At 68.0% G+C, this 26,600-nt stretch carries 24 protein-coding genes and 2 riboswitches; of the genes, 9 read left to right on the forward strand and 15 right to left on the reverse strand.

What is annotated here, in order from left to right; genetic code table 11:
• Positions 1-131: 131 nt before the first annotated feature.
• From OXF11_03655 to OXF11_03670, 4 genes are read right to left on the reverse strand one after another with little or no spacing between them, the layout of a single operon-like run.
• Positions 132-1,307, reverse strand: coding sequence for a M24 family metallopeptidase (locus OXF11_03655; GenBank protein MCY4486195.1), 1,176 nt, complete (start codon positions 1,305-1,307; stop codon positions 132-134).
• A gap of 8 nt (positions 1,308-1,315) precedes the next feature.
• On the reverse strand, positions 1,316-1,948 hold the full coding sequence (nthA, locus tag OXF11_03660) for a nitrile hydratase subunit alpha (GenBank protein ID MCY4486196.1): 633 nt from the start codon (positions 1,946-1,948) through the stop codon (positions 1,316-1,318).
• A 19-nt stretch (positions 1,949-1,967) separates the two neighbouring features.
• Entirely contained in the window at positions 1,968-2,273 is a 306-nt protein-coding gene (locus OXF11_03665) for a nitrile hydratase subunit beta (protein MCY4486197.1), read from the reverse strand.
• Positions 2,270-2,578, reverse strand: coding sequence for a nitrile hydratase subunit beta (locus OXF11_03670; protein ID MCY4486198.1), 309 nt, complete (start codon positions 2,576-2,578; stop codon positions 2,270-2,272). The genes OXF11_03665 and OXF11_03670 overlap by 4 nt, the downstream gene beginning before the upstream one ends.
• A 293-nt stretch (positions 2,579-2,871) precedes the next feature.
• Between OXF11_03670 and cobU the strand changes: the two genes are divergently transcribed.
• Together cobU and OXF11_03680 are read left to right on the forward strand one after the other, a co-directional pair.
• Complete coding sequence (gene cobU, locus OXF11_03675; GenBank protein ID MCY4486199.1) at positions 2,872-3,417, forward strand: bifunctional adenosylcobinamide kinase/adenosylcobinamide-phosphate guanylyltransferase; 546 nt, start codon at positions 2,872-2,874, stop codon at positions 3,415-3,417.
• Entirely contained in the window at positions 3,417-4,886 is a 1,470-nt protein-coding gene (locus OXF11_03680; protein ID MCY4486200.1) for a cobyric acid synthase, read from the forward strand. The genes cobU and OXF11_03680 overlap by 1 nt, the downstream gene beginning before the upstream one ends.
• Before the next feature lie 289 nt (positions 4,887-5,175).
• Here the strand turns inward: OXF11_03680 and cbiB are convergent, their stop codons facing one another.
• The 6 genes from cbiB to OXF11_03710 all read right to left on the reverse strand — a co-directional run bounded on the left by cbiB (position 5,176) and on the right by OXF11_03710 (position 11,248).
• Positions 5,176-6,153 carry an adenosylcobinamide-phosphate synthase CbiB gene (gene cbiB / locus OXF11_03685; protein ID MCY4486201.1) on the reverse strand — a complete coding sequence of 326 codons (978 nt, stop codon included), beginning with the start codon at positions 6,151-6,153 and terminating at the stop codon, positions 5,176-5,178.
• A complete protein-coding gene (gene cobD, locus OXF11_03690; protein MCY4486202.1) occupies positions 6,150-7,190 on the reverse strand; it encodes a threonine-phosphate decarboxylase CobD in 1,041 nt (346 codons plus the stop codon). Before cobD ends, cbiB begins: the two co-directional genes overlap by 4 nt.
• Positions 7,181-7,753 (reverse strand): alpha-ribazole phosphatase family protein, encoded by a 573-nt coding sequence (locus OXF11_03695; GenBank protein MCY4486203.1) that lies wholly within the window; start codon positions 7,751-7,753, stop codon positions 7,181-7,183. Before OXF11_03695 ends, cobD begins: the two co-directional genes overlap by 10 nt.
• 536 nt (positions 7,754-8,289) lie before the next feature.
• Positions 8,290-9,048 carry an adenosylcobinamide-GDP ribazoletransferase gene (cobS, locus tag OXF11_03700; GenBank protein ID MCY4486204.1) on the reverse strand — a complete coding sequence of 253 codons (759 nt, stop codon included), beginning with the start codon at positions 9,046-9,048 and terminating at the stop codon, positions 8,290-8,292.
• 75 nt (positions 9,049-9,123) lie between these two features.
• Positions 9,124-10,146 (reverse strand): nicotinate-nucleotide--dimethylbenzimidazole phosphoribosyltransferase, encoded by a 1,023-nt coding sequence (gene cobT / locus OXF11_03705; protein MCY4486205.1) that lies wholly within the window; start codon positions 10,144-10,146, stop codon positions 9,124-9,126.
• A 40-nt stretch (positions 10,147-10,186) separates the two neighbouring features.
• Positions 10,187-11,248, reverse strand: coding sequence for a cobalamin-independent methionine synthase II family protein (locus OXF11_03710; GenBank protein ID MCY4486206.1), 1,062 nt, complete (start codon positions 11,246-11,248; stop codon positions 10,187-10,189).
• Positions 11,249-11,536: 288 nt separating this feature from the next.
• Here OXF11_03710 and OXF11_03715 point away from each other — a divergent pair, with 288 nt between their 5' ends.
• The 6 genes from OXF11_03715 to OXF11_03740 all read left to right on the forward strand — a co-directional run bounded on the left by OXF11_03715 (position 11,537) and on the right by OXF11_03740 (position 18,693).
• Positions 11,537-12,376 (forward strand): ABC transporter substrate-binding protein, encoded by an 840-nt coding sequence (locus OXF11_03715; protein MCY4486207.1) that lies wholly within the window; start codon positions 11,537-11,539, stop codon positions 12,374-12,376.
• Positions 12,373-13,362 carry an iron ABC transporter permease gene (locus tag OXF11_03720; protein MCY4486208.1) on the forward strand — a complete coding sequence of 330 codons (990 nt, stop codon included), beginning with the start codon at positions 12,373-12,375 and terminating at the stop codon, positions 13,360-13,362. Before OXF11_03715 ends, OXF11_03720 begins: the two co-directional genes overlap by 4 nt.
• Entirely contained in the window at positions 13,355-14,128 is a 774-nt protein-coding gene (locus OXF11_03725; protein MCY4486209.1) for an ABC transporter ATP-binding protein, read from the forward strand. The genes OXF11_03720 and OXF11_03725 overlap by 8 nt, the downstream gene beginning before the upstream one ends.
• Positions 14,129-14,270: 142 nt before the next feature.
• Complete coding sequence (locus tag OXF11_03730) at positions 14,271-15,215, forward strand: NAD(P)-dependent oxidoreductase (protein MCY4486210.1); 945 nt, start codon at positions 14,271-14,273, stop codon at positions 15,213-15,215.
• 138 nt (positions 15,216-15,353) lie between these two features.
• A riboswitch (cobalamin riboswitch) is annotated at positions 15,354-15,544 on the forward strand.
• A 115-nt stretch (positions 15,545-15,659) separates the two neighbouring features.
• Positions 15,660-16,523: an energy transducer TonB gene (locus OXF11_03735; GenBank protein MCY4486211.1), complete on the forward strand. Its 864-nt coding sequence runs from the start codon at positions 15,660-15,662 to the stop codon at positions 16,521-16,523.
• 32 nt (positions 16,524-16,555) lie between these two features.
• Positions 16,556-16,750: riboswitch (cobalamin riboswitch) on the forward strand.
• A gap of 26 nt (positions 16,751-16,776) precedes the next feature.
• On the forward strand, positions 16,777-18,693 hold the full coding sequence (locus OXF11_03740) for a TonB-dependent receptor (GenBank protein ID MCY4486212.1): 1,917 nt from the start codon (positions 16,777-16,779) through the stop codon (positions 18,691-18,693).
• A gap of 73 nt (positions 18,694-18,766) precedes the next feature.
• Here OXF11_03740 and OXF11_03745 read toward each other — a convergent pair whose 3' ends face one another.
• Positions 18,767-20,530, reverse strand: coding sequence for an amidohydrolase family protein (locus OXF11_03745; GenBank protein ID MCY4486213.1), 1,764 nt, complete (start codon positions 20,528-20,530; stop codon positions 18,767-18,769).
• A 53-nt stretch (positions 20,531-20,583) separates the two neighbouring features.
• Here OXF11_03745 and OXF11_03750 point away from each other — a divergent pair, with 53 nt between their 5' ends.
• Positions 20,584-21,327, forward strand: a complete 744-nt coding sequence (locus OXF11_03750) for an ABC transporter ATP-binding protein (GenBank protein ID MCY4486214.1) — start codon at positions 20,584-20,586, stop codon at positions 21,325-21,327.
• A 43-nt stretch (positions 21,328-21,370) separates the two neighbouring features.
• On the opposite strand, the gene OXF11_03755 is transcribed toward OXF11_03750, so the two are convergent.
• The 4 genes from OXF11_03755 to OXF11_03770 form a co-directional block, all read right to left on the reverse strand.
• Positions 21,371-22,360 carry an ABC transporter substrate-binding protein gene (locus tag OXF11_03755; GenBank protein MCY4486215.1) on the reverse strand — a complete coding sequence of 330 codons (990 nt, stop codon included), beginning with the start codon at positions 22,358-22,360 and terminating at the stop codon, positions 21,371-21,373.
• Positions 22,361-22,371: 11 nt separating this feature from the next.
• Positions 22,372-23,547 (reverse strand): pyridoxal phosphate-dependent aminotransferase, encoded by a 1,176-nt coding sequence (locus OXF11_03760; GenBank protein ID MCY4486216.1) that lies wholly within the window; start codon positions 23,545-23,547, stop codon positions 22,372-22,374.
• A 31-nt stretch (positions 23,548-23,578) separates the two neighbouring features.
• The gene (locus tag OXF11_03765; GenBank protein ID MCY4486217.1) at positions 23,579-25,162 is read right to left on the reverse strand and encodes a Ppx/GppA phosphatase family protein; all 1,584 of its coding nucleotides are present in this window, start codon (positions 25,160-25,162) and stop codon (positions 23,579-23,581) included.
• An 82-nt stretch (positions 25,163-25,244) separates the two neighbouring features.
• Positions 25,245-26,531, reverse strand: a complete 1,287-nt coding sequence (locus OXF11_03770) for an anaerobic sulfatase maturase (GenBank protein ID MCY4486218.1) — start codon at positions 26,529-26,531, stop codon at positions 25,245-25,247.
• Positions 26,532-26,600: the final 69 nt, after the last annotated feature.

The raw sequence follows: 26,600 nt of genomic DNA on the forward strand, positions 1-26,600 counted from the left end.
ATAGAAACACGTCATTCCCGCGCGACCGACGTGCCAGGGCTCCACTTGGACGGGAAATGGCACCGACGCCCCGTACCGTCATTCCCGCGGACGCGGGAATCCAGGGGTGGCGGGGTTCCGAGGCCGTCTCACTACGCCGGCGTCAGCTCCGGCTCCATGGGATAGGTAGAAAGGATCTCGGCGCCGTCCGCCGTGACTCGCAGCAGGTGCTCCAGCTTCACCGGGTGGTGGTTGATCTCGAAGGCGATGATCATGTTCTCTTCCAGGGACAGGTTGTACTCCGGCGGATCGAACCCGCGCAGCCAGGGCGCCTCGTAGATGCACATGCCCACACCGTGAAAGCCGTCCAGGCCGGGGAGCCGCGAAGTGGAGTCCCGGCCGAAGCGCGCGAACAGCTCCGTGCACGGACCGGGCCGAACGTAAGCCAGTGCCTCCTGGAGCGTCGCGTACGCTTCCGCGTAGCGGTCCTTGTCCGCCTGGGACGGAGTGCCGTGGCAGAAGGTCCGGGCGAAGTCGCTGTAGTAGCCGCCGGGTCCGGACACGGTGGCGTCGCAGATGACCAGATCGCCCTCGGTCATCACCAGGTCCATGCCCATGGGCTCGCGATGCGGCCGGATGGCCATTTGTGAGGAATCGAAGATCGAGATGAACTCGCTGCCCGCCTCGAAGCCCTGCTCCAGCAGGTATTCGAGCATCATGCGGCTGAGCCGCTCTTCCACCACCGGGGGCTTGCGCACGGCCTCCCGCACCAGGTCGTAGCCGCCCTCTTTCGCGCGGCTGGTCCAGCGAATCAGCTCCACCTCGTCCGGCGTCTTGACCACGCGCGCCTCGCCCAGGGCCGGCAGGCCGTCCACCACCGTGAAGCCGCTCTCCCGCAAGAGGTCCACCGCGCCGAGACACAAGGCGTCGACACCCACCCGTTCTCCGGAAACGCCCATCTGCTTCAACCCGTCCACCGCCAGGTTCACGAAGTCCTGTGTGGCCACCGGCGGCCGCATGCCGAACATGTAGGCGCCGAAGCCCTGGATCGAGCCTCCCTTCTTGAGGCCGGCGGCACGCTCGCTGCCGAAGAGTCGTTCGTATGTCACGGGCTCGCCGTCGGCGGGCACGAGCACGAAGCGCTGCACGCCGGTGGCGCGCAGGTTGAGCCACAGCACGGTGTTGGTGGCGTAGCGGATATTGAGCGGGTCGGTGAGCAGCATCGCGCTCAGGTCGCGCGCGCGCATGATGCCCTGGAGACGGGTCAGGCGGTCGGTGCGCAGGCGATCGACGTCGACGCCGAAGGGTGAGAGGTCCACGTGAAACACGACGCCCCCTATCCCGGAACGGCCGCCAACGCGTCCATCACACCGATCATGCTGTCTCGCGTCACGAGCTTCTCAAGCTCCTCGACGCTCAGGTTCTCGGTGTCCGCCGGGCGCGCCGGGATCACCAGATAACGCATGTCCGCGGTGCTGTCGTGCACCCGGACCTCGACGTCGTCGGACACTTCCAGGCCGAACTCACGCATGACCCCTCTCGGGTCGTTCACCGCGCGCTTGCGGTAGTTGAAGCTCTTGTACCAGTCGGGCGGCCGTCCCAGGATCGGACGCGGGTAGCACGAACACAGCGTGCATACCACCATGTGGCGCACCGTGTCCGTGTTCTCCAGGACCACGAACTCGTTGAGCGTGCTCGCGTCGATGCCCATCTCGGCGCACACCTTCTTGGGATCCGCCACGAAGCGCGCCTTGAACTCGGGATCGGTCCAGGCGAGCGCCACCAGCCGGGCGCCGTTGGCCGGCGTCTTGGACTCGGTGAACTCCGCATGCTGGCGGATGTCCTCCTCGGTGACGACACCCTTGTCGATAAGGATGTCGCGCATGGCGTAGGCGCGCTTGGCCCAGTGGCTCAGCTCATGCCGCGGCCCCGCCTCGTGCTCCTCTCCCGGTTCGTGTTCGTGTGCCATCCCTTTTCCCTCTCTCTGCTCAGGCGCCCGCCTCGGCGGCGGGCTCGAGCCAGTGCTCGAAGATATCCACGAAGATCTTGTCCTTGCTGCCCGCGTTGTAACCGTCCCACACGTCCTGTTGGTGAAAGCCCACCAGGTAGAGCCGCACCCGCGGCAACCCGTCACCGCTGTGGCCCAGGGACTCCGGGTTGCGGAACTCGCCGTAGCACCGTTCCACCCAGCCGGTCTTGCCCTTGATGTAGAACGGCGTGCGCACGTGGCCCGGCTGGAAGTGGGACTTCACCCGCACCGCCGCGCCGTCCCGGAAAACCGCTCCACCGCTCATGGCTCACCCCAGCGCTCTTCCAGCTCAGCCACCTTCCGGTCCACCTCTTCCCGGGTCACAAGACCCTTCTCCACCAGGATGGTCTCCAGGCTGGCGATCCAGCGCTCGTAGTAGCTCAGCGACAGATACGCTTCCGAATCCATATCCTCCCGCGCGCGCCGGGTTTCATCGGTGCACTTGATGCCCTTTACCCCGAGCACCTGGTTCAGCGCGTCGGCGAGAACCTCCCAGTCGTCCATCGCGTGTTCAGTGCGGTCGAGGGCCCCCGCGTCGGGGTCCCCGCCCATGTCATGGGTCCTCTTCATGGCGTCCTCCGTGGGATTCAGCAATACGGAAAAGCCTTGGAGGTGTCAAGAACGCTCCCTGGCTCCCCGGATCGTCATTCCCCCGGAAGCGGGAATGACGATTTCGGGGTGGCGGTGCCTCTCTCAGATGGTGTTTCGACACAGCCTGGAAAGCAAGAATGACGATTCGGGGCACGGCGGCGTGTTCGCGCGTTTGATTTTGGTGGCTCCCTGTATACGATTACAGTCCGTATGTCTGATGCCCATTCCATTCTGTTTCCGCGCGTCGCACGCTACCGATCTTCAACGCGGGCCTGCCCGTGAACGACCCCGCGGCAAGGCCCGACCTGACGCTGGTGCTGGGCGGGGCGCGCGCGGGCAAGAGCGCGTTCGCCGAGGGACTTGCGAGGGCGTGGGATCAACGCGTTTATGTCGCCACCGCGGTCGTCACCGACGATGAGATGGCGGAGCGCATCGCGCAGCATCGAGCCCGCCGAGGCCCGGACTGGCACACCGTCGAGGAACCGCTTGATCTGTCCGCCGTGATCCGGCGGGAAAGCGCACCGCGCACGGGCCTGTTGGTGGACTGCCTTACCGTCTGGCTCGGCAACCTCATGCACCACGAGCGTGACGTGGACGCCGCGTGCGAAGCGCTGCTCGCAGCGCTCGCCTCCGCGCCCGGACCGGTGGTGCTGGTGGCCAACGAGGTGGGGCTCGGCATCGTACCGGACAACGCCATGGCACGCGCCTTTCGGGACCACGCGGGACAGCTCAACCAAGCTGTCGGCCGCGTTGCAAACCGCGTCTTCTTCATGGCCGCCGGCATCCCCATGACCCTCAAGGGTCCGGCGCCCGACTGATGACTGCCCGGACGCTCATGTTCCAGGGGACGGCCTCGGACGCCGGCAAGTCGCTGGTCACCGCCGGCCTCTGCCGTATTCTGGCGCGCCGGGGCTACGCCGTGCGCCCGTTCAAGCCGCAGAACATGTCCAACAATGCCGCGGTGACGGCGGACGGCGGGGAGATCGGCCGCGCCCAGGCCCTTCAGGCCCGGGCCTGCGGCGTGGAGCCGTCGGTGGACATGACCCCGGTGCTGCTCAAGCCGCAGTCGGATGTCGGCGCCCAGGTGGTGGTGCAGGGCAAGGTGCGCGGCAACTACGGCGCCGCCGGGTTTCAGAGCGCGAAGCGCGAGTTGATGCCCGCGGTCCTGGAGAGCTTCGAGCGGCTCACGGCGGAAGCGGACTTCGTGCTGGTGGAGGGCGCGGGCAGCCCGGCCGAAGTCAACCTGCGCGCCCACGACATCGCCAACATGGGCTTCGCCACCGCGGCCGGCGCGCCGGTGGTGCTGGTGGCCGACATCGACCGGGGCGGGGTCATCGCGAACCTCGTGGGCACGTGGGAGCTGCTGGCCGAAGACGAGCGCCGGTTGCTGCAAGGCTACCTGATCAACCGGTTCCGCGGCGACGTCCGCCTGTTCGCGGACGGCCTGGAAGCGATCACCGCGCGCACCGGCCTGCCCTCCTTCGGCATCATCCCCTATCTCGCCGCCGCCCTGCGCCTGCCGCAAGAAGACGCATTTTCGCTCGACAACAGGCCGCCGGCGCCCGGCGCCGGCGCCTTCCGCGTCGCCGTCCCGCGCCTGCCGCACATCGCCAACTTCGACGACCTCGATCCGCTAACGACCGAGCCCGCCGTGCGCTTGGAGGTGGTGCCGCCCGGACGCCCCTTGCCCGGCGACGCGCACTTGGTAATCCTACCGGGCTCCAAGGCGACGGTCGCCGATCTGCGGGCACTCAAGCGCGAGGGATGGGACATCGACATCCTCGCGCACCACCGTCGGGGAGGCGCGGTCCTGGGCATCTGCGCCGGCTACCAGATGCTCGGACGAGAGGTGGCGGATCCGCACGGCATCGAAGGACCGCCGGGCGAGGAAGCCGGCCTGGGCCTTCTCGATCATGAGACGGTGCTCACCGACGGAAAGACGCTCACGCAGGTCACGGGGGTCGGCAAGAACGTGGACGCTCGCTTCACGGGATACGAAATGCACGTCGGCGAAAGCACGTGCCGCGGCCCCGTCCGGCCGTTCCTCGTGCCCGATGGCCCGGCACACGACCCCGGCGGCGTATCCGCCGACGGGCGCGTCATGGGCTGCTACGTCCACGGACTCTTCACCGCGGACGAATTCCGGCGCGTTTTCCTGCAGGCCCTCGGCGTGACCGGCCCGTTCGGCCCGGCCTACGAGGCCGCTGTCGACGAGGCCCTCGACGCCGTGGCCGAGGCATTTGAAGCCGCGATCGACATCGACCGGCTGATGGCGGCCGCACGGTAGCGTCCGTCTCGACCCCTCCCCACCCCTGGATTCCCGCTTTCCAGGCTGTGTCAAAACACGTGCGGCAAGGACCCTACAGAACGTCATTCCCGCGGAAGCGGGAATCCAGGGGCGGTGGTGGGCACTACCGAGGCGCTTCCCCGCCTCGCCACCCCTGGATTCCCGCTTCCGCGGGAATGACGACTCGGAGGATTGGCGCCAATTCTTGTCCGGACGACGTTTTGACACAACCTGCTTCGCGGGGATGACGGTTAGGGGTGTCCGGATTCCTTGATGGCGAGCAACGGCGTCAGCGCTCCGCGCCCGCAACCCAAGGCACCCCGACCAACACGGCCAACAGCAGGCAGGCGCCGACATAGACCCGCAGACCCCGCCGGATGTCATTCTCCGTAGCCGCCGCAGTCCCCTCCCCCAGCCACGGGTCCGCGGTGACGACTCCCTTGTAACGGCGCGGTCCGGCCAACCGCAGGTCCAAGGCCCCGGCCATCGCGCCTTCCGGATAGCCGGCGTTGACCGAACGGTGGGCGCCGCCGTCCCGCCGCATGATCCCCAGGGCATGCGCAACGCGCCGGACACCCCATTGTCCGCCGGATGCGGCCAGCAGGACTCCGGCCACGCGCGCGGGCAACCAGTTGGCCACGTCGTCCAGACGGGCGGCCGCCCAGCCGAAGTCGCGGTAGCGCGAATCGAGATGACCAATCATGCTGTCCGCGGTGTTCAGGGCCTTGTAGGCCACGATGCCCGGGAAACCGAAGAGCAGGCCCCACAGCACCGGCGCCACCACGCCGTCGTTGAAGTTCTCGGCCAGCGATTCCACGGCGCTCCGGGCGACGCCGTGGAGGTCGAGGGACTCGGGATCACGGCCGACGACATGGGCCACGGCGTCGCGACCGGACTCGACCCCGCCCCGTTCCAGCGCCGTGGCGACGTCGGCCACATGGCGGTAGAGGCTGTTCTGGGCGATCAGCACCGATGCCAGAAACGCCTCCAGCCAGAAACCGCCCCAGCCGCGGCTCAGCGCGGCGCTGACGAGGACGCCCAGCGCGCCGAACGACAGCACCACGGCCAGCGTCGACACCGCGCCCGCGACACGACGCGTCATGCTGCCAGATTCCGCCCGGTTGAACAGACGGTCACAGAACGACAGCGCCCGGCCCATGACCACCGTGGGGTGCGGGATGATCCGGTAGAGCCAACGCGGATCGCCGATCACCGCGTCCAGCAGCATCGCCGCCAACAAGAGCGCGGCGGTGTCGGAAAGGCTCATCTCCGTTCTCGAACGTCAACGTCCGGCAACGGCAACGCCTTTTTCAACTCGACCGAGAGCCGTTGGAGAGCTTCCCCGGAGGGCGGGAGACCCACCCGAAGCCAGCACGGATGGCGCTCGAAGGAACGAACGAGGACCCCGGCCCGGCCAACGCCGCGATGGAGAGCACAGGCGGCCGCGGTCTCCACGAGGCGGAACAGATCCGTGCCGCCGATCACGGTCAGACCGCGCTCCGCGAGAACGGCATCGAGCTCCCGCCGCATGGCTTCCAACCGGCGGCGGGTCCCGGTGGCCCACTCGGTGTCGGCCAACGCGCGCCGGCCGATGTCCAGGGCGGGCCCCGAGACCGCCCAGGGTCCGAGACGACGCCCGATGGGGTCCACCAACGCCGGCGGCCCGGTGATGAAGCCGAGGCGCAGACCGGGCAAGCCGAAGAACTTGCCGAACGAGCGGATCACGAGCGTGTTGGCAAGGCCCGGCGTCGACGCCAGGCTCGCCTCCGGCGCCACGTCGGCGAAGGTCTCGTCGACGACAAGCCAGCCGCCGCGCGCCGCCAATCGTTCGGCGACGGCGCCGAGCGTGACTCGGTCGGTCACGCGGCCGTCGGGATTGTTCGGGTTCACCACGACCGCCACGTCGGCATCGCGGCAGTCCGCGAGGCTGGCAACCTCGTCGACGGCGTGCCCCAGCCCGCGCCATGCCACGGCGTGTTCTTCGTAGGTAGGCGCCAGAACCGCGACGCGGGACCGGGGCCGCATTCCGGGTAGCGCCTGGATCAGCGCCTGGCTTCCGGGCGCGGCGACCAAGCGGCTGTCGGGAGGGATTCCGTAGGCACGGCGCGCCGCCACCAGCAGTGCCTCCAGAGCGTCATCCTGTGGCAGGCGGGTCAGTGTTTCCGGGTCGATGTCGCCGCATGGATAGGGCCAGGGGTTGACGCCCGTGGACAGGTCGAGCCACCCGCCCGCGGGGGCGCCGAAGGCCCGCCGGGCAACCGAGAGGTCGCCGCCATGCCGTGCTGGGAACCGCGTCAATTCCATGATCCCCGATCACCTGAATTGAACCGGACCATGTCGAGGTCCACCAGAGTCTCCATCTCCACCATGGCGCCGAAATCCACCCGTTCCGTCCATGCGTCCGCATCGCCCACGAACGCGCGCGCCACCTTGATGATGCCACCATGGGTCACGAGCGCATGCGCCACGCCGCTGCGCCCGATGTCCGCCAGCGCCGCGCCGACCCGTTCGACCACCATCCGCACACTCTCGCCCCCATGGGGCCGGGCGTGAAAAAAATCCGCCGCCCAGGCATCCAGTTCGACCCGTTCGACGGCCTCCCACGACAGCCCTTCCCAGCGGCCGAAATCCATTTCCCGAAGCCTCTCGTCCACCGCCGGAACGAGACCGCGCGCGGCGCCGATCCGCTCCGCCAACCGCGTACAGCGCCGCAACGGGCTGGTCACCAACCGTTCCACCGCCGGCAGGCTCGCCACCACGCGCGCCGCCTCCTGCTCGAACGTCGGCGCCACGTCCACGTCCGTGACGCCGTAACACAGGTTGTCACCGACCGCGGGCCGGGTATGACGAATGAGAATCAGGCGCATGGTTTCGGACAACCCTCCTGCTTTCCAGGCTGTGTCAAGACTCATGAGGCCACTACGTAACGGAACGTCACTCCCGCCAAGCACGCTGTGTCAAGATCCGTGAGGCGACTACGTAACGGAACGTCATTCCCGCGGAACAGCCGGTGTCGAAACTCATGAGGCAACTACGTAAACGGAACGTCATTCCCGCAGAAGCATGCTGTGTCAAAACCCGTGAGGCGACCACGTATCGGAACGTCATTCCCGCGGAAGCGGGAATCCAGGGGTGGGAGGCGGGGCAACGCCGCTGTAGTGCCCCTCCACCGCCCCTGGATTCCCGCTTCCGCGGGAATGACGACTTGGAGGGTTGGCGCCAATTGACGACTTGGGGGGTTGGCGCCAATTGACGGCTTGGGGAATTGGCGCCAATTCTTGCCCGGACGACGTTTTGGCACACCCTGGAATGCGGGAATGACACTTCCGGGTCGTGGGTGCCACATCTTCTCCAGCGGAGTCCGACACACCCTGGAATGCGGAGATGCCGGTCCTTTCGTACGCTACAGAACCGCCACGGCACCGAGATAGTACCCCACCTCGCTGGTCTGTTGCACGGCCCCGAGGCAATCCCCGGTATATCCGCCGAGTTTTCGTTCGTACAACCCGCGCATGACAAGGTGACCGAGCACAAGCCCCGCGAGTGCGGCCAGCATCGCGACCGGCGACGCCAGATGCCACGACGGCGCCACAGCCGCGGCCCCGGTGGCCAGCGCCAGCGCCAGGCCCACGGAAGCCACGCCGTCCGCCACCGGCTTGGCCGCGCCGGCCTCCCTCGCGTACCGGCCCGTCGCAATGGCAATCACGGCCGAGGCGCCGCTCGCGGCGTGGGCCGCCACCAGGAGCCACGGGATCACCACCGCCGGCGCCGCCGCCAGGGCCAGTATCTTGATGGCCAGCAACAGGCCGAGGCCGGACGCGCCGTAGGTGCCGAGGCGGCTGTCACGCATGATCTCCAGCGCCTGCTCGCGCGTGGCGCCGCCGCCAAGCCCGTCGCAGGCGTCGGCGAATCCGTCCTCATGGAACGCGCCGGTGACCCACAGCGACGCTACGGTGGCAAGCACGACCGCCAGGGTGATCGGAAAGACGAGGTGCGCGAGCCAGAATACCGCGCCCGCGACCGCGCCCACCAAGACGCCCACCAGCGGATAGTATCGCACGGCGGCCGCAAGGCGCGCCTCCGTGAAGAGATCGGCCGACGACACCGGAACTCGCGTGAGAAACTGGACCGCCATAAGGAACACCGCCCATTGTTCACGCACCTCGCGCCATCCCCCAGGGAAACACGGACATCCGTTCGTCCTGAACGTAGCGAAGCGAAGTCGAAGGGCGGCCCATCACACCGGACCGCTCACGCCGGCGCTTTCGAAGCTCGCCATCTCCGAAAGCATGGCCGCCGCACACTTGAGCACCGGCCAGGCGAGCAGCGCGCCGGTGCCTTCACCGAGGCGCATGTCGAAGGCCAGCAATGGGCGCGCCTCCAAGGCCAGCAGCACCGCACCGTGGCCGTGCTCGGCGGAGCGGTGGGCGAAGACGAGGTAGTCCCGCAACGCGGGCGTCAACCGCACCGCGGCCAGCGCGACCGCGCCGGCGATAAAACCGTCCACCAACACCACCGCCCCGGCACGGGCCGCCCCCAGCATGGCTCCGGCCATCATGGCCATCTCGAAGCCGCCGTATTCGCGCAAGGCGTCCTGGCCGTCGAGCCGCGCGGCGGTGCGCCGGGCCGCGCGTTCCAGGACCTCACGCTTTCGCTCCAGGCCGGCGTCGTCGAGGCCGGCTCCACGCCCCACGAGCGAGTCCAAACCCGCGCCCGTAAGCTTGTGGGCCACCAGCGTAGCCGAGGAGGTGTTGCCGATTCCCATCTCCCCGAAGGCCGCGGCGTCCGCCGCCACCGCGGCGCCGAGCTCCTCGCCCGCGCTCAGCGCTTCTTCGCATTGCTCCGGGGACATGGCCGGCTCCACCGCGCAGTTGCGCGTGCCCGCGGCGATGCGCCGGGACACGAGCCCCGGCGCCTCCATCGGGTCGCCGGCGACCCCGGCGTCCACGACCTGCAGGTCCACGCCGTTGGCGCGTGCGAACACGTTGGCGGCCGCGCCGCCGGCAAGGAAATTCGCCACCATCTGACGGGTCACGGCCTGCGGGTAGAGAGACACACCCTCCGCGGCGACTCCGTGGTCGCCGGCGAAGATGGTAAGGCGGCAGTGGCGCAGCCTCGGAGTCAGGGTGTTCTGAACGCGCGCGACCTGCGCGCCGACGGTCTCCAGGACTCCCAGGGCGCCCGGGGGCTTGGTCTTGCCGTCGATGGCGCGCTGGATCGCGTCGTCGAGCGCGTGGGAGACGGGCGGGACATGGAACACGAGTCACCTTCCGGTAGGCGCGAGAACGGCGTGAGTCTCGTCATCCAAGCCGCTCTCCCGCCAGCTTCGCGCCCTCCACCCGCGCGCGAATCTTGGCGAAAGCGGTATCGCGCGCGGTGGAGACGTCATCGCCAAAGGGAGAAAAGCCGCAGTCGTCGGTGGCGCCGAGCGCGTCCGTCCCCAGGTGCTTCGCCGCCTCCAGGATGCGCTCGCAGACCTCTTCCGCGCTCTCGACGCCCGGATCGATGGGATCGGTGACGCCGACGAACACCATCTGGCCGGCGCGGCGTTCGCGGGCGATGATGTCGAGAACGCGCGGGCGGTCGGCTTCGCTGGCCATCTGCACGAAGAAACGTCCGGCGTTGATGGCGAACAGGTCCGGCAGCAACTCGGCGTAGTCCACGTCCGCGGAATGCGTGGAGTCCTGGTCGCCGCCCGGACACGTATGCACGCCGATGCGGCCACGGTCAGCCTCGGAGAAGCGTTCCAGCACCGTGTTGTTGAGCGCCACGAAGTTCTTCAGCAACCCGCGCGACGGGTCCAGCTTGCAGCACAGCCGTCCCTCGGTGAAGTCGATCTGGACGCTGTCCGCGCCAGCCTCGAACGCCGACCGGATGTCCTTCTCGCACTCGTTCACGAGGTCGGCGATGAAGGCGTCGCGCGAGTAGCCGTCGATGCCGTCCTGGGGGTAGATCAGGCTGATGGCGGAGGGCGCGATGACCGCCTGCTTGACCGGCCGGCTGGCATGCCGCTTCGCCGCGGTCACGTAGGCTCCGGAATAGGTCGTGTAGCGAAACGGACCCGCCGTGAGGCGCGGGAGCTGCCGCGTGTGTCCGTCCTCGAACGGGATCACGACCCCGTCGGGTGCGAGCGCTCCGAGCCCCGCCAGCGGATAGGTGGCGAAGCTCGGCTTCGACTGCTCGCCGTCGGTGATGACCGGCGACCCCGTGGCCTCCATGGCCGCCACCGTCTCCGCCACCGCCTGGTCCATCGCCTGGGCCAGCCCCGCGTCGTCGAGCCGGCCGGCGCCGTGCGCGCCCATGGCGTCGATGAGATAGCCCGGCCGGGGAATGCTGCCGATGGGTTCCGTGGGAATGATCATGTTCCTGTAGCCCTCCCGGGGAAAATAGTGCGGCGAGTCTAGCCCATGTTCGATGACACGACAAACCACACCGTTGGATCGGCCGTGCGCTGCACGTGCTCCGGGCCGTCCCAGCATTTCCGGCTCATTCCGGCCGGTTCCGCCGGTTCCGGACATTGAGACGCCGCCACGTTTCCAATACAAAGGCCGGACAGGCATGGTTCCTCATGATGCGAACGGGGCAAACGCTTGCCGCCGAACCGTAAGGCCGAACCACTCATGTACGCGGATTTCAAGCAACAGCTACAGATGACGATATTGCCTGGCGCGTTGGTCGCATGCCTCTTTCTCGCCGCCTGCCAACCCCCACCCCCGGCCAAGTCGTCCGGCCGGCGCATCGTGAGCCTGGACTACTGCGCGGACCAGTTCGTGCTTGGACTCGCCGACCGCGCGGACATCCTGGCGGTCTCGCCCGACGCCGGGGCGGCCTTCTCATACATGCGCGCCGCCGCCGATGGGTTGCCCAGGGTTCGTCCACGGGCTGAAGACGTGCTGGCACTCAAGCCGGGCCTCGTGGTGCGCTCGTACGGCGGCGGCCCCAACGCGCGGACATTCTTCGAGCGGGCCGGCGTGCCGGTGTTGCAGATCCCGTTCGCGGACGACATCGCCGGCGCGCGGGCGGTGATCCGCCACGCCGCCCGGGGGCTCGGGTTGCCGGAACGAGGCGAAGCCTTGATCGCCGGGATGGACGCGCGGCTGCGCGCGGCGCGCATGCCCGGCCCGGAAGCGCACGCGTTGTACATGACGCCCGCCGGCTATTCGGCAGGCCCCGGCACTCTCGTGCACGACGTTCTGACCGCCGCGGGTCTCGATAACTTCCAATCACGGTCGGGCTGGCAGCCGATTCCACTGGAAGCCTTGGCCTACGACACCCCGGCACTCGTGGCCCGGGCCGACTTCGGCGAGGGCACCAACCACGACGACGCCTGGACCTCGTTCCGTCATCCCGTGGTCCGGCGCACCCTACGCGCCGTTCCCCTCGCTGCCCTGGACGGCGCCACCACATCGTGCGGCGGCTGGTTCGTGGCCGACGCCGTCGCGGCATTGGCGACCCTCCGCCGCGGGGCGTCGACGCGGGCCGAGCCGTGACGGACCGGGGCGTGCTCCTGGTGCTGGCGGCAGCGGTCCTCACGGCTCTGGCCGCGGCGTGCCTGGTGGGTTCCACATCACTGGGAGTGGACCGCATTCTTGCCGCCCTGGCGGGAGGAGGATCGGTCGGGGACCGCGTCGTGGTGTGGGAGATCCGGCTGCCGCGAGCGGTGGCGGCGCTGGTGGTGGGCGCCGCGCTGGGTGCGTCGGGCGCGGCGCTGCAAGGGCTTCTGCGCAATCCCTTGGCCGAGCCGGGCGTCCTGGGCGTCTCCGCCGCCGCCGCCCTCGGCGCCACTTCGGTGATCTACTACGGGATCGCCAGCGCCGGCGCGCTCGCGTTGCCCATGGCCGCCGTCGCGGGCGCGTTGGCCGCCACCGCCGTTCTGACGGCGGCGGCCCGGAGAGTGGGTTCGGTGGTGACGCTCATCCTCGTGGGGGTCGGGCTGTCGAGCTTTGCCGGTTCGCTGACGGCGCTGCTGATGAATCTGGCGCCGCACCCGTTCTCCCTGTCGGACATGCTGAACTGGATGCTCGGGACGGTCGCCAACCGGAGCTTCGACGACCTGCTGCCCGCGGCCCCGTTCCTGGTGGCGGGCCTGGCGATCCTCTTCGCCGGGCGGCGCGGACTCTCCGCCTTGACCCTGGGCGAGGAGGGCGCGGCGGGCGTGGGTGTCGACCTTCCTCGCACCCGCCGGCTGGTGGTGCTGGGCGCGGGTCTCGCCACCGGTGCGGCGGTGGCCATCGCCGGCGCCATCGGCTTCGTCGGCATCGTGGCGCCGCACCTCGTGCGGCCCCTGGTGAACCACGACCCGGCCCGTACCCTGGCGCCGTCGGCCTTGCTGGCGGGCCTGATCCTGGTATTGGCCGACATCGGCGTTCGGGTGGCGCCGACGGACGCCGAGTTGAAGCTCGGGGTGGTGGCGGCGCTCCTGGGCGCACCGGTGTTCATCTGGATCGCCGCGAGAAGGCGGGTGACCCGTGGCTGAGCTGTGCGCGCGCGACATCGAAGTGACCCTGGGACAGCATGACGTCTTGCGCGGCGCGTCGCTGCGGGTGATGCCGGGGGAGCTCGTGGTGCTGCTTGGTCCCAACGGGGCCGGCAAGACCATGCTGCTGAGAGCCGTGCTCGGCCTCGTGAACCGCCGCCGGGGCAGCGTCCGGCTGGACGGCGACGACCCGGCCCTTCTCGCCCCCGCCGAGCGCGCCCGCCGCCTCTCCTATCTGCCGCAGTCCCGGTCGCTGGCCTGGCCCCTGCGGGTGCGCGACATGGTGGCCCTGGGGCGCTTCGCCCATGGCGCCTCGCCCGGACGGCTGGGGAACGAAGACGCCGGCGCCGTGGAACGCGCGCTGGCCGCCTGTGACCTCCAACGGCTCGCCGACCGGCCGTGCGATACCCTTTCGGGCGGGGAGCTGTGCCGCGCCCACATGGCCCGTGCCATGGCGGGGGAAGCGCCCATTCTCCTCGCCGACGAGCCCACCGAGGCCCTGGACCCGCTCCACCAGTACCAGGTCCTGAGCCTGATCCGCGCCTACACGGACGCCGGCAACGGCGCCCTGGTGGTGTTGCACGAGGCCGCCCTGGCCGCGCGCTTCGCCGACCGGCTGGCGTGGATGCGCGACGGTCGCATCGTCGCGGACGGCCCACCGGCACAGACCCTCACGGCCGAGCGCATGGCCGAGGTCTACGAGGTGCGCGCCACGGTCCGGCGCATCGCGGACGACTGGCTGGTGGCGGTGAGCGGGCCGGCATGACGGCCGCGGACGGTGCCCACGCCCAACGGACAACCACCCGCCCGCCCCTTCGGGTCCGCGGTCTTCCGGCAACGCGCCTTGACAGCCCGGCGGGCTTGATGCACGTACTTGTGCAACAACACCTGACGAGAAGGGAGCCTGGATGAGCACTCTGATTACCGGCATCGGCTTGGTGGGCACCGCCTTCGCGCAGCGCGCGCTGCAGCGGGGCGAGAAAATAGTCTTTTACGACATGGCGCCGAGGATGGACTTTCTCGAACGCAAGCTGGGCAAGGTCGACGTAACCGTATTGAAGCGCGACATCCGGGACCTGCCCGGGCTGATCGACGCCATGCAGACCCACAACGTGGACACGGTGCTGCACACCGCCGGCCTCATCGGCGGCGCGGTGGCCAATCCGGTCTACAGCGGTCTCCAGATCAACGTCATGGGCACGGTCAACGTGGCCGAGGCCGTGCGCCTCACCGGCGTCAAGCGGCTGATCCAGATCAGCACCATGGGCGTGTACAACCGCCGCATGGAGGGCGACGAGGCCATCGGCGAAGGGTTCAACCGGGGCGACGGCAACGCCTACGGCAACTCCAAGGTGGCCAAGGAGCTCATGGTGGAGGCCTATCAGCAACTCTACGGCTTCGAGCTCATCGTGCTGCGGCTGGCCAACGTGTTCGGTTTCGGCCACTTCGCGGGCGGCTCGGCCGGAGGCGAGATGTTGCAGAACCTGGTGGAATCCGGCCTCACCGGCCGCGTCGCCCACATCCCGCAGGAATCCACGCGCGACTTCGAATACGTCTACTTCAAGGACGTGGGCCGGGCCCTCGAGCTGGCCGCCACCATCCCGGCCCCGGCGGAGACTACCTTCAACATCGGCACCGGCGTGGTGGTCACCTTCGACGACCTGGTTTCGCTGGTTCAGGGGCTCCTGCCCAAGCTGGACGTGGAGATCATTCCCGGCAAGCCGCCGCGCTCCTCCAAGCAGCCCATGGTCGTCACCCGCGCCAAGGAAGTGCTCGGCTGGGAGCCCGAGTACACCGTGGAGGAAGGGTTCAAGGCCTACATCGACGACATGAAGGCAGCCGGCGTGGGGTAGGCTCCACCCGGTCCGGAGCCTCGCTCATCGGGGAGACTCTCCGTCTTGACAAGGTCTCCCCGCGCGACTACATACCCTAGTGTCCTGTCCGGTTCTTTCGAATGAACCGGACAGGACACTAGTTCAGGGGCGGCCCTTCCGGCCGCCCGGTCCTCAGGTCCCTTAGGGGATAACAGGGAAACCGGTTTAAAGCCGGTGCGGTCCCGCCACTGTAGATGGGAACCCTTGCCAGGGTGCCACTGTTCCCCACGTAGGAACGGGAAGGCGGCAAGGCGGTCCACGCGGCCAGCCCATGAGCCAGGAGACCTACCTGAGGACACGACGCAACCGTGCTCTCCGAGGAGAGAGGGGGTCTCGCCATCAGCACTCAACCCATAGCCGCGCTCGTTCCCGCTTCCGTCGGGCCCGGTCCTCTCTGACCGGCCCCGGATCGCCGAGGACGACGTGCGCCGTCTTCTGTACTGCCTGTTGGGGTCCGCGGTGTTCCACGCCGCGCTGTTGTGGGTGCCCTTGCCCATGGGCGCCGGGGGTGCGGACGCGGACGACCTGCTGCTCGTGCGGGTGCGGTTCGTCGGGGCGCCCGCGAGCGATGCCGTTAAGCGGTCGCCACCGCGGAACGAACAGACCAAACGACACGGGAAGGCGCGCCAGGCACGGACCGACCCGCGGCGCGTCACATCGCAGCCGCCGCGCGCCGAGCCCCTGCCGCCGGCACGCGTGTCCAAAGCCACACCGGTTGCATCAAAGCCCGTGGTGGCGGCGACACGGCCCAAGCCAGCCACCGAACCGAGTCGGACGAAACCGGTCGCGGCCACGCCCGCTCGCACCGAACCGGCGCCGAAACCGCGGCGAACGCGAGCCCTGGTACGGAGAGAGGAGCCCGCCCAGCCGGACACGGTGGAAGGCGCTGATGGTGCGGCGGCAGATCCATTGAACGCCGGCACCGTCCCTTCGGACCAGGAAGCCGAAGGCGCGCGCGACATGGCTCGCGGCACGCCCGCGGCGCAGGTCACGGCCGGTGGGGAGTTCAGCCCGGTCCGTTACGCGCGGACCGTCAAGCCGCGCTATCCGCGCAAGGCGCGCCGCGCCGGCTGGGAAGGCACAACGCTGCTCAAGGTGCTCGTCAACCCGGACGGCGCACCGGGCCGCGTCGCGGTGGAACGCACGTCGGGCTTCGACATTCTCGACGAAGCCGCCGTGAAGGCGGTGCGGCGCTGGCGGTTCCACGCGGCGCGGCGCGGGGTCGCGCCCTTGTCGAGCTGGGTACGGATCCCCGTAGCGTTCAGATTGGAGGAGGTTCGTCGATGAGACCGTAACGAAGAGATCCGTATCCGCCACAGACAAAAGCCTGAAAAACGGATGCCAGGGAAAGGGGTGTGAATCCCCTGCTGCCCCGCAACTGTAACGGCTACGAAAACCGCGGATCGAGCCACTGCCCGCATGACGGGTGGGAAGGCGCGGCGAGTAGGACGGCAGCCGCAGCGGCCTGCCAGGAAGCCCGAGCCAGGAAACCTGTCCGTTTTCCATCCACAATCCGCCTTCGCGGGAAAGGACGATTGCCATGAAGTTGCTGACCACGGGTGTCCTCACCCTCTCTCTCATTCTGACTTTTCAACCGGGCGCGGCCCAGTCACCGCCGGGAGACGACCGACAAGATGTCGAGCAGCTTCCCGAGATCGTGGTCTCGGCGAGCCGGGTGCCGCTGGAAACCAAGGCGGTGGGCAGCGCGGTCACGGTCATCACCGCCGAGGAGATCGAGCGCAAGCAGGTACGCGTCCTGTCCGACCTGCTGCGGGACGTGCCCGGTATCGCGGTGCACCGTTCGGGGACCATGGGCACCTTGACCGCGGTGCGCATCCGCGGGTCGGAGCACGGGCACACCCTGGTCCTCATCGACGGCGTGAAAGTCAACGACCCGAGCAGCAGCGGGGCCATCTACAACTTCGCGGACCTGCTGGCCGCGGACATCGAGCGCATCGAGATTCTCCGGGGTCCGCAGAGCGGCCTCTACGGCAGCGACGCCATCGGCGGCGTGATCCACATCACGACGAAGAAGGGACGCGGGCCGGTTACGGGGAACGTGAGCGTGGAGGGCGGTTCGTTCGGAACGGGCAGCGTGTCCGCCGGCATCCAAGGCGGAGGCCACGGCCATCATTTCTCCCTGGGCGCGGCGGACCTCCGCACCTCCGGCATATCCATCGCCGCGGGAGACGAGAAGGACGGGTACCGGAATCGGACCTATAGCGCCAGGCTCGGCCTGCAACCCGCCGACGACCTGCAGTTCGAGTTCACCGGCCGCTACGTCAAGGCGAGAGTGGAAACGGACAACGTGCCGACGGACAACGACGACCGCACCGACTCGGACCAAGCCATGGGCCGCGGGCGGTTGCAGTACAGCCTGCTCGAGGGGGATTGGCGGCATGCCTTGGGCGCGGCCGTGCACCGCAAGAGGAGGACCGTCGTCAGCCGCTGGGGAACGGATGAATACGACGGCAGGAAGACACGGTTCGACTACGAAACGAACCTCTTCTTCGAGACAACCGCGGTGCCCGACGCGAGCCACGCAGTGACCTTCGTCGCGGAGCAGGAAAAGGACTCGCAGAAGTCCGGCGGCGGCGCCTCCGAAGTCACCAACCACGGTTATTCCGGCGAGTACCAACTCGGATTGTGGGAACAACTCTTTCTATCCGGCAGCGCCCGATATGACGACAACGAACGCTTCAAGGATACGACGACGTTCCGGGTGACGGCGGCGTACGTGGTCGACGCAAGCGGCACGCGCTTCCACGGCGGCTACGGCACGGGCGTGAAGAACCCTACCCTGTCACACCTGTTCCAACAGTTCGGCCGCATCGGCCCGAACCCTGATGTGGAGCCCGAGGAGAGCAAGGGATGGGACCTCGGCGTGGAGCAGAACCTGCTGGAAGGCCGGCTCTCCCTGGACCTGACGTATTTCAACAACCGGCCGACGAATCTGATCTACTGGAATGACGCCGGCACCCCCTACGATTGGCAGAACCCCGAAACGGGCGATGACGATTACTACGACAACCTGGGAGGGACATCGAGGATTCGCGGCCTGGAGCTCATCGCGAGAGCAAAGCCCGCCGACGGCTTGAGCCTGTCCGCCCAGTACACGTACACCGACGCGAAGGACCCGGACCGTCAACCGCTCCCGCGCCGGCCCGAGCACGTAGCCAGCGTCAACCTCGGCTACGGTTTCCTGGACGGCAGGGCGGCCGTGGATCTCGGCATCGACTACAATGGGAAACAGCTCAACCGCACGACCGATCCCGTGATGATCGACGACTTCGTCCTCGTCAACGTCGCCGCCAACTACAAGCTCGGCAGACAGATGGAGCTGTTCGGGCGGATCGACAACCTCTTCGACAAGGACTACGAGGAGATCCCCGGGTACCGGACCACCGGCATCGGCTTCCACGCCGGCGTGCGCGGTACGTTCGAACTGTTCGAGTGAGACGGAGGACGACGGCGAACCACGCCGGAAGTCTCCGATGTACCTGGACGGGCTACGTTGAGGCTGGCCGACGTCACTCCGCCAACAGCGGCACGAGACACCGTTCCTTGGCGCGCACCAAGCCGCGGCCGGTGATGCGCAGTTCGGGGAGGGTCACGAAGGTGAGGAAGCACAGGGCGTAGAGGGGCTTGGGGAACGCGCTGCCGCGGTCCTTCAGGATCTGCTGGACAGCGGCGAGCCGCTCGCCCACCTCGCGCCAGGGTTCCAGGGAAAAGAGACCGCCGATGGGAAATGGGATCTGTTCGAGAACACGACCCTTGTCCACGGCGGCGATGCCGCCGCCGGATTCCAGCAGCACGTTGGCGCAGTAGGCCATGTCGTAGTCGCTGGAGCCGGCCACCAGCAGTGTGTACTCGTCGAGGTTGACGGTGGTGCCCACCGCGCCGATGTCGGCCCCCAGGCCGCGCAGGAAGCCGAAGGCGGGGCTGAAGCCTTCCCGGCGGTCGAAGACAGCGACCTTGAGGAGGTCGGCTTCCACGTCCGCGGAGAGGACCCCGCCGGCGCACGGAACCTCGACGACGCGTTCCCGTGTAATGGTCTGGTTGATCAGGTCCATGACGCGGATGCGGGCGCGGGACGCCTCGCAACGGATGCGCATGTCCTCGGCGGTCACGGGCAGACGGAAGGCGGTCTTGAGGCCCATGCCGTCGGGAAAGCTCGGCGGAACGATGTCCACGTTCGACTCGCCGGCCTCGGCCACGGGCTCGCCACCGACGTAGGTGGCGCCGACGCGCACGGTGTCCAGGTCGTCCAGCAATACGAAGTCCGCGAACCGGCCCGGCGCGAGGCCGCCGATGTCCTGTTCCAGACCGGAGTAGGTGGCCGGGTGCAGCGTGGCGGCCTGGATGGCGCGCACGGGGCTCAGGCCGCACGCCACGGCGCGGCGGATGACGTGGTCCATGTGGCCGTGCGTCGCGACGTCGTCGGGGGCCATGCCGTCGGTGACCAGGATCACCCGGCCGGTGTCCACGCCGGCGGCCAGGAGCGGCTTGAGGGTGGCTTCGAGGTCCTGCCGGAAGGAGCCCTCGCGCAGCATGGTCCAGTAGCCGAGGCGCAGGCGCGCCAGCGCGTCCTCGCCGTTGATGGGCTCGTGGCACGACGACACCGAGGCGGCGGCGATGGCGTTGAGGCGGCGGTCCCGCGCCCCGGCGGTATGGCCGTGGACGATCTTGCCCTGGTTGAGGGTCATGTCGATGCGCGCCGCCAGGTCCGGGTCACCCTGCACCAGGCGCAGCCACGAGACCACCTCGCCCAGGCCCAGTACCCTGGGGTCGCGGAGGACCTCCTCCACCTCCTCGTCCGACAGCGACTCGGTCTCGCACAGCAACGGGTCCTGCGGCGCGGCCATGGAGATCAGGGTGTGAACCCGGAGCGGGTGGGACGCCACCTCGTCCAGGAAGAGCCGCATGCCGGCGAGGCCGAAGGCCACGGTGTGCTCGTCGCAAGAGGCCATGAGCGCGGTGGTGCCGTGGGGCAAGTACGCCTGCAGCAGCTCGAACGGGCGGCAGAAGTGGCCGATGTGGGTGTGCGCGTCGATGAAACCGGGCGCGACCCAGCGGCCGCGAGCATCCATGACCCGGGTTTCCTCGCCGCGGGTATGGTCCGCGCTGGGGCCGAGGTAACAGACGCGCCCCTCGCTCACGGCCATCTCCACGCCCTCCAGCACCTCGCCGCTGTAGACGTTGATCAGCCGCCCTCCGGTCACGACGAGGTCGGCCTTCACCTCGCCCATGCTGGCGCGTATAAGGCGTTGTATCGTTTCCTTGGACTTGTGCATGGGTGATTGTCTTACCTCGGCCTTTGCCTTACCATGGCCGCGTGAAGAACCTCGTGCTGCGCAACATCACCAAGCGCTTCCGATCGGTGACGGCCGTGGACGGCTTGGATCTCGAAGTGGACCAGGGCGAGTTCCTGGTCATCATCGGGGAGAGTGGTTGCGGCAAGACCACCCTGCTGCGCATCATCGCCGGGCTGGAGACCCCGGACACGGGCGAGGTGCTCATCGGCGGCGTACCGGTGAACGACGTGCCCGCCGGGCGCCGGGACGTGCAGCTCATTTTCCAGAGCTACGCGCTGTGGCCCCACATGCGCGTCTTCGAGGACCGCAAATACGCCAACCTGACGCTGCCGTTGCGCATCCGCAAGTGGTCCGTCGAGGCCATTCGCGAACTGATCCGGCCACTGGCCAAGGCCCTCAACATCGAGGAACGGCTGTTCGATCGTAAGCCCCCGGAACTGTCCGCCGGACAGCAACAGCGCGTGGCCCTGGCCCGGGCCATGACCACGTTCCCGCAGATCATGCTCATGGACGAGCCCCTCAGCAACCTGGACCCGCCCAACCGCCGGCGGGTGCGCGAGGAGATCCGTTCGTTCCACCGGGACCAGCGCCTCACCACCCTCTTCGTGACCCACAACCTGGAGGATGCGCTGGAACTGGCCGACCGCATCGCGCTCATGCACGAGGGCCGCCTGGAGCAGGTGGGCACCGCCGAGCGCCTGATGCGCCACCCCGCCAACGAGTACGTCAGCGACTACTTCCGCGTGCGTCCGTCCTACGGCATGCCGTTCCAGTAGGCGCACCGGGTGTGCCGGCGCGCAACCGTTCTCGTTCCGACCCTCAGATCTTGAACGCTTCCCGGGTGTTGGACGCGTACAGACTTTCCAGGTCCACGGGATTCTTGATCACGCCCTGCTCCAGCAGGTAGGAGTGGAAGGTCTCCAGGGTCTTGCGGTTGCTCTCGAAGCCGTAGGGCCAGTAGTCCTCGCCCATGAGGTCCACCGTCTCCTCGTATTCGAACAGGTACCAGAGATGGTGCGTGCGCAGCACGTTGGTATCGTATATCTGCGACGCGCACAGGTCCTTGGCCTGGCAGAAGGCCTTGTAGAGGTTCTGGGTCACCCACGGGTGCGCCTCGTGGATCTCCCGGCGCACCACGATGCAGTGCATGATGGGGAACAGGCCGGTGCGGCGGAAGTAGTCCATCTCGGCGGCGCGGCAGTCCTTGAAGAGCCGGGTGATGCCGGGGGCGCGGCGCACGAAGCATGACGGCATGCGCGCCGACACGAGCGCATCGATATCGCCCTTCTCCAGCATGTCGTCGAGGGTCCGCTCTTCCTCGGTGTCGATCTCGACGCCGGCCGGAGCGTCGAACGGCACGCGGTCCTTGCGCCCGGGCTGCTCCACCCCGCCCTGGATCCAGTGCACGTCTTTGGCTTCCACGCCGAAGTCGTGCTGCAACATGCCGCGCACCCAAACGGACGCGGTCATGGTGTACTCGGGCACGCCCACGCGCCGGCCTTTCAAGTCCTCGGGTTTCTCGATGCCCGACGCCGCGTTGACGAAGATGCAGCGGTGCCGGAACATGCGCGACGGGAACACCGGGATGGCGATGAACGGCTGGTGGCCGCGCGAGGCGTCCACGTGATAGGCGCCCATGGACATCTCGGCGGCGTCGAACTCGTGAAAGTGAAGCATGCGCCAGAAGATCTCCTCCACGGGCAGCGCCACGTAGTTGAGATCGATGCCGTCGGGCTTCACCAACCCATCCTTGAGGGCACGGGTGCGGTCGTAGTCCTCACACGCCAACGTCAGTTCAATGTTCGCCATGGATCCCCTCGTTATAGTTTCGCCAGGCTCGTCTCCATGCGGTCCATGGCCTCCTCGATGTTCTCGTAGGAGTTGGCGTACGCGAGCCGGATGTGCCCCGTGCCGTACTTTCCGAACGCGCTGCCCGGCACCGTGGCGATGTACGCGTCCTCCAGAAGGTGCTCGGCCACCACCTGGCACGAATGCCCCAGGCGCCGCACCGACGGGAAGGCGTAGAACGCACCCTCGGGCACGGGGCAATCGATGCCCTCCATGGCCTGGAGCCGGCGCAGGATCAGCTCCCGGCGGCGGGTGAACTCCCGCCGCATGTCGTGCACGCAGTCCTGAGGCCCCTCGTAGGCCGCCACCGCGCCGTACTGGGCGAAGGACGTGGCGCACATCACCGTGTACTGGTGCACGCGAATCATGACGTCGATGAGGTCCCGCGGCGCGGCCACGTAGCCCAGGCGCCATCCGGTCATGGAGTAGCTCTTGGAGAAACCGTTCACCAGCAGGGTACGCTCGCGCATGCCCGGCAGGCCGCCGATGCTGTGGTGCACGGCGCCGTCGTACAGCATCTTCTCGTAGATCTCGTCGGCCAGCACCAGCAGGTCGCGCTCCCTGGCCAGGGCCGCCAGCGCCTCCAGGTGGCCCAAGTCGAGCACGGCGCCGGTGGGGTTGTGCGGGCTCATGACCACCATCATGCGCGTGCGCGGCGTCAGCAACCGGGCCACGTCTTCGGGGTCCATGCGGAACCCCTTTTCCGCCCGCAACGGCACACTCACCGGCACGCCGCCGGCCATGGTGATGCAGTAGAAGTAGTTGAGCCACGAGGGGTCCGGCACCAGCACTTCATCGCCCTCGTTGAGGAACGCCATCATGGCAAGAAAGACCGCCTCGTTGGCGCCGATGGTGACCGCGATCTCTCCGTTCTCGTCGAACTCCAGGCCATTCTCGGAACGCAGCTTGCCGGCGATGGCGTGGCGGAGCTCCGACACGCCGTAGTTGGAGGTATAATGGACCTCGCCCTCCTCCAGCGCCCGCCGGGCGGCGGCCTTGATGTGCGCCGGCGTGTCGAAGTCCGGCCGGCCGATCTCCAGATGGATCACCGGCTTGCCTTCCCGTCCCAGCTCTCCGGCCCGCATCATCATCTTGCGCAGGCCCGAGTAGGGCACACCCTTCATTCGCTGTGCTTGCCGGTTCGCCATCACATGCCGGATTCACATCGCCGTGGGCGCTTCACGCCGCCCGGTCATCGTCCCGGCCGTTCACCAGCAGTTCGATGCTCCTGCCGAAGACTTCCTGGAAGAGGCGGGCCTTCTCATCCATCTGCCAGCGTTCCAGCAGGCACGGACCCATGGACTGTAGGTCGATGGTCACGGAGCGCCGCTGTATGCGCACCTTGAGATCGTTTACCGTGGAGCGGTGCTCGTGGTCCAGGGCGTCGGCCACGCGCAGGATGGCGGCGAGCTTGCCCACCCATTCCCGCTCGCTCTCGGACAGGGCACGGAACGGTTCGTGCTTCTGGGCGTTGGGGAAGGCCTTGCGGTGGTAGCGCGCGACGTTGGCAATGAGTTCCAACTGCCGCCCCCCGAGCCCGACGATGTCCGAGTTGCGGATGAGGTAGAAGGAGTGCTTGTGGTGTCCGGAAAGGCTCACGAAGTCGCCGATGTCGTGCAGCGTCGCGGCCACCCGCAGCAGCATGCGCGCCTCCGCCGGCAGGCCGTGCAGCGGCTTCAGTTGGTCGAAGAGCAGCTCCGACAGGTAGCGCACCTGGCGCGCGTGGCCGAGATGGAAGTGGTACTTCTGTCCCAGGGTCGCCGCCGCCTTGATGATCTCGGTTTCCTCCGAGGTGGTGTCCCAGGAGTGCTTGAAGCGGTCGATGATCTCCACCAGCACGCCGTCCTTGAGACCCACGTCCGGCGAGTAGATTCCGTGTGAGCCCAGCACCTTGCTCACCACCTCGCTCAGCACGATGGTGGCGGGCAGCACCACGTCGGCGCGGTCCGGCTTCATGCCGTATTTGTCCTGGCGCTGCGCCACGCTGAGCCGGGACAGCTCCTTGAGCATGGTCTGCAGGCCGCGCAGCGGTATGAAGCGCACGTCTTCGGGAATCCCTTCGGCCTCCCGCTTGGAAGGTGTGCCGATGAGGGCCGCCAGGTCCTCCACGTTGCCGCCGGTACCCACGATGAGGTCGATCTCGTGCTCGTTGACCTCGTTCAGGGTGGCCTCCACCAACTGGTCCATGTAGGCGCGCAGGAGCAGCACCTGGAGATCGGAGACGCGCTCGCTGCGCAGGAAGGTCTCGTGCATCCGCACCGCCCCCAGGCGCAGGCTGCTGGAGTAGACGATGGAGCCGTGGTCGATGATGTCGAACTCGACGCTGCCGCCGCCGATGTCGATGACCAGCGCGGTCTTGTCGCGCACGTTGAGCTTGCGCGAGACCGCGAGCTGCACGAGGCGGGCTTCCTCCGCGCCGGTGATACGCTCCAGATGGATTCCCGTGCGGCTGTAAACCCGCTCCACCAGCACGTCGCCGTTGATGGCTTCGCGCGTCGCGCTGGTGGCGATGGCGCGGGTGGAGCGCACCTTCCACCTGTCGATGGCGTCGCGGAACTCGCCGAAAGCCTCCACCGCCTTCTGGATAAGCCCGTCGTTGAGGAAGCCGGTGAGAAACACCTCGTGGCCCAAACGCACCGGTGCCCGCTGCTGGCACAGGGTCGTGACGGCCCCGTCCGGCTCCAGCCCGACGATCTTCATGCGCATGGCGTTGGAACCGACGTCGATGGCGGCAAAGGTCGCCGGTTCCGTTCCGTTCTTCATTGATACCCTTTGTAACAATTTTGGCGCAGCCTCCCCACCCCTGGATTCCCGCTTCCGCGGGAATGACGATTCAGGGAGGTTGCTACCGGGGCATGCAGCAGCGCTTGTACTTGCGGCCGCTGCCGCAGGGACAGGGGTCGTTGCGGCCGGCGGCGGGGCGGGTGGCGGCATCTGCTTCGCGCACCTGGCGCATGACGTTCTCGATAGGCTCGCCGGCCTGCCACAGGCCGGCCATGGTGCTCAGGTGCCCGCGGCTGTGGATGAAGAACTTCTTGTAGCCGGCGCACAGGTAGTTGAGGCCGTCTTCCCCGTCGGGGGTCTTGATGAAGCGGTCCTTGGGGCAGCCGCCGTTGCACTGGGCGCGCACCTCGCACTCGCGGCAGTAGCGCGGCAGCGAAGTCCACTTGTCGCGCCCGAACTCCCGCTGGGCCTCGCTGTCGATCATTTGCGCTACCGAGGTGTCGCGGATGTTGCCGACCCGGTATTCGGGGTCCACGTAGTGGTCGCAGGAGTAGAAGTCGCCGTTGTGCTCCACCACGGGCACGTCGCCGCAGGTTTCCCGGAAGATGCACAGGGCGTGCTCGATGCCCAGGCCGGTGCGCGCCGCCTCGTCGAAGATCTGGATGGTGACCCGGCCCACGTCGTTGCGGATCCATTCGTCGAAAATGGCGCACAGGAACGTGCCGAAGGCCTCGGACGGCACGCTGCGGGGGCCTACCGAGGAATCCCCGGGCACCCGCTCCACCAGCGGGATGAACTGCTGGTGGTCGGCGCCGAGGCTCTTGAAGTAGCGGTACACCGTGGTGGGGTGGCCGACGTTGCCGGCGTGAACGACGCAGAGCACGTCGCAGGGTACCCGGTGGGCCCTGAGGCGCCTGTACGCCTGCACGACTTTCCGGTGCGTGGGCTGCTGGCCCTTGGTGACGCGGTATTCGTCGTGGAGCTTCTCGGGACCGTCGATGCTGAGACCGATGGAAAAGCCTTCCTCGGCGAAGAACCGGCACCAGGCGTCGTCCAGCAGGACGCCGTTGGTCTGCATGCCGTTGCGCACCTGGCGGCCCGCCGGGCAGTGCTTGCGCTGGAGCGCGACGATCTCACGGAAGTAATCGAGACCCAGGATCGTGGGCTCCCCCCCGTGCCAGGCGAAGTCGACGACCGGATCCGGCGAGGCCTGGATGTGCTGGGCGATGTAATCCTCCAGCACGTCGGACTCCATGCGGAACGACTTTGCCTCGGGGTAGAGGTCTTCCTTCTGAAGGTAGTAGCAGTAGACGCAGTCCAGATTGCAGATCGCCCCGGTGGGCTTGGCCATGATCTGGAAGCCGCGGGAGGCGGGCGGCGGAACGGGCTTGATCAGTTCGATCGCCATTGCGGAGCCCCATCTCCTTCATGCGGGGGATGCGGAGGCGGCCGGCCGGCCGCCTCCGCGGTTCTCAAC

The sequence above is a fragment of the Deltaproteobacteria bacterium genome (assembly GCA_026712905.1).
In the GTDB taxonomy this organism is placed as follows: Bacteria; Desulfobacterota; Binatia; order UBA9968; family JAJDTQ01; genus JAJDTQ01.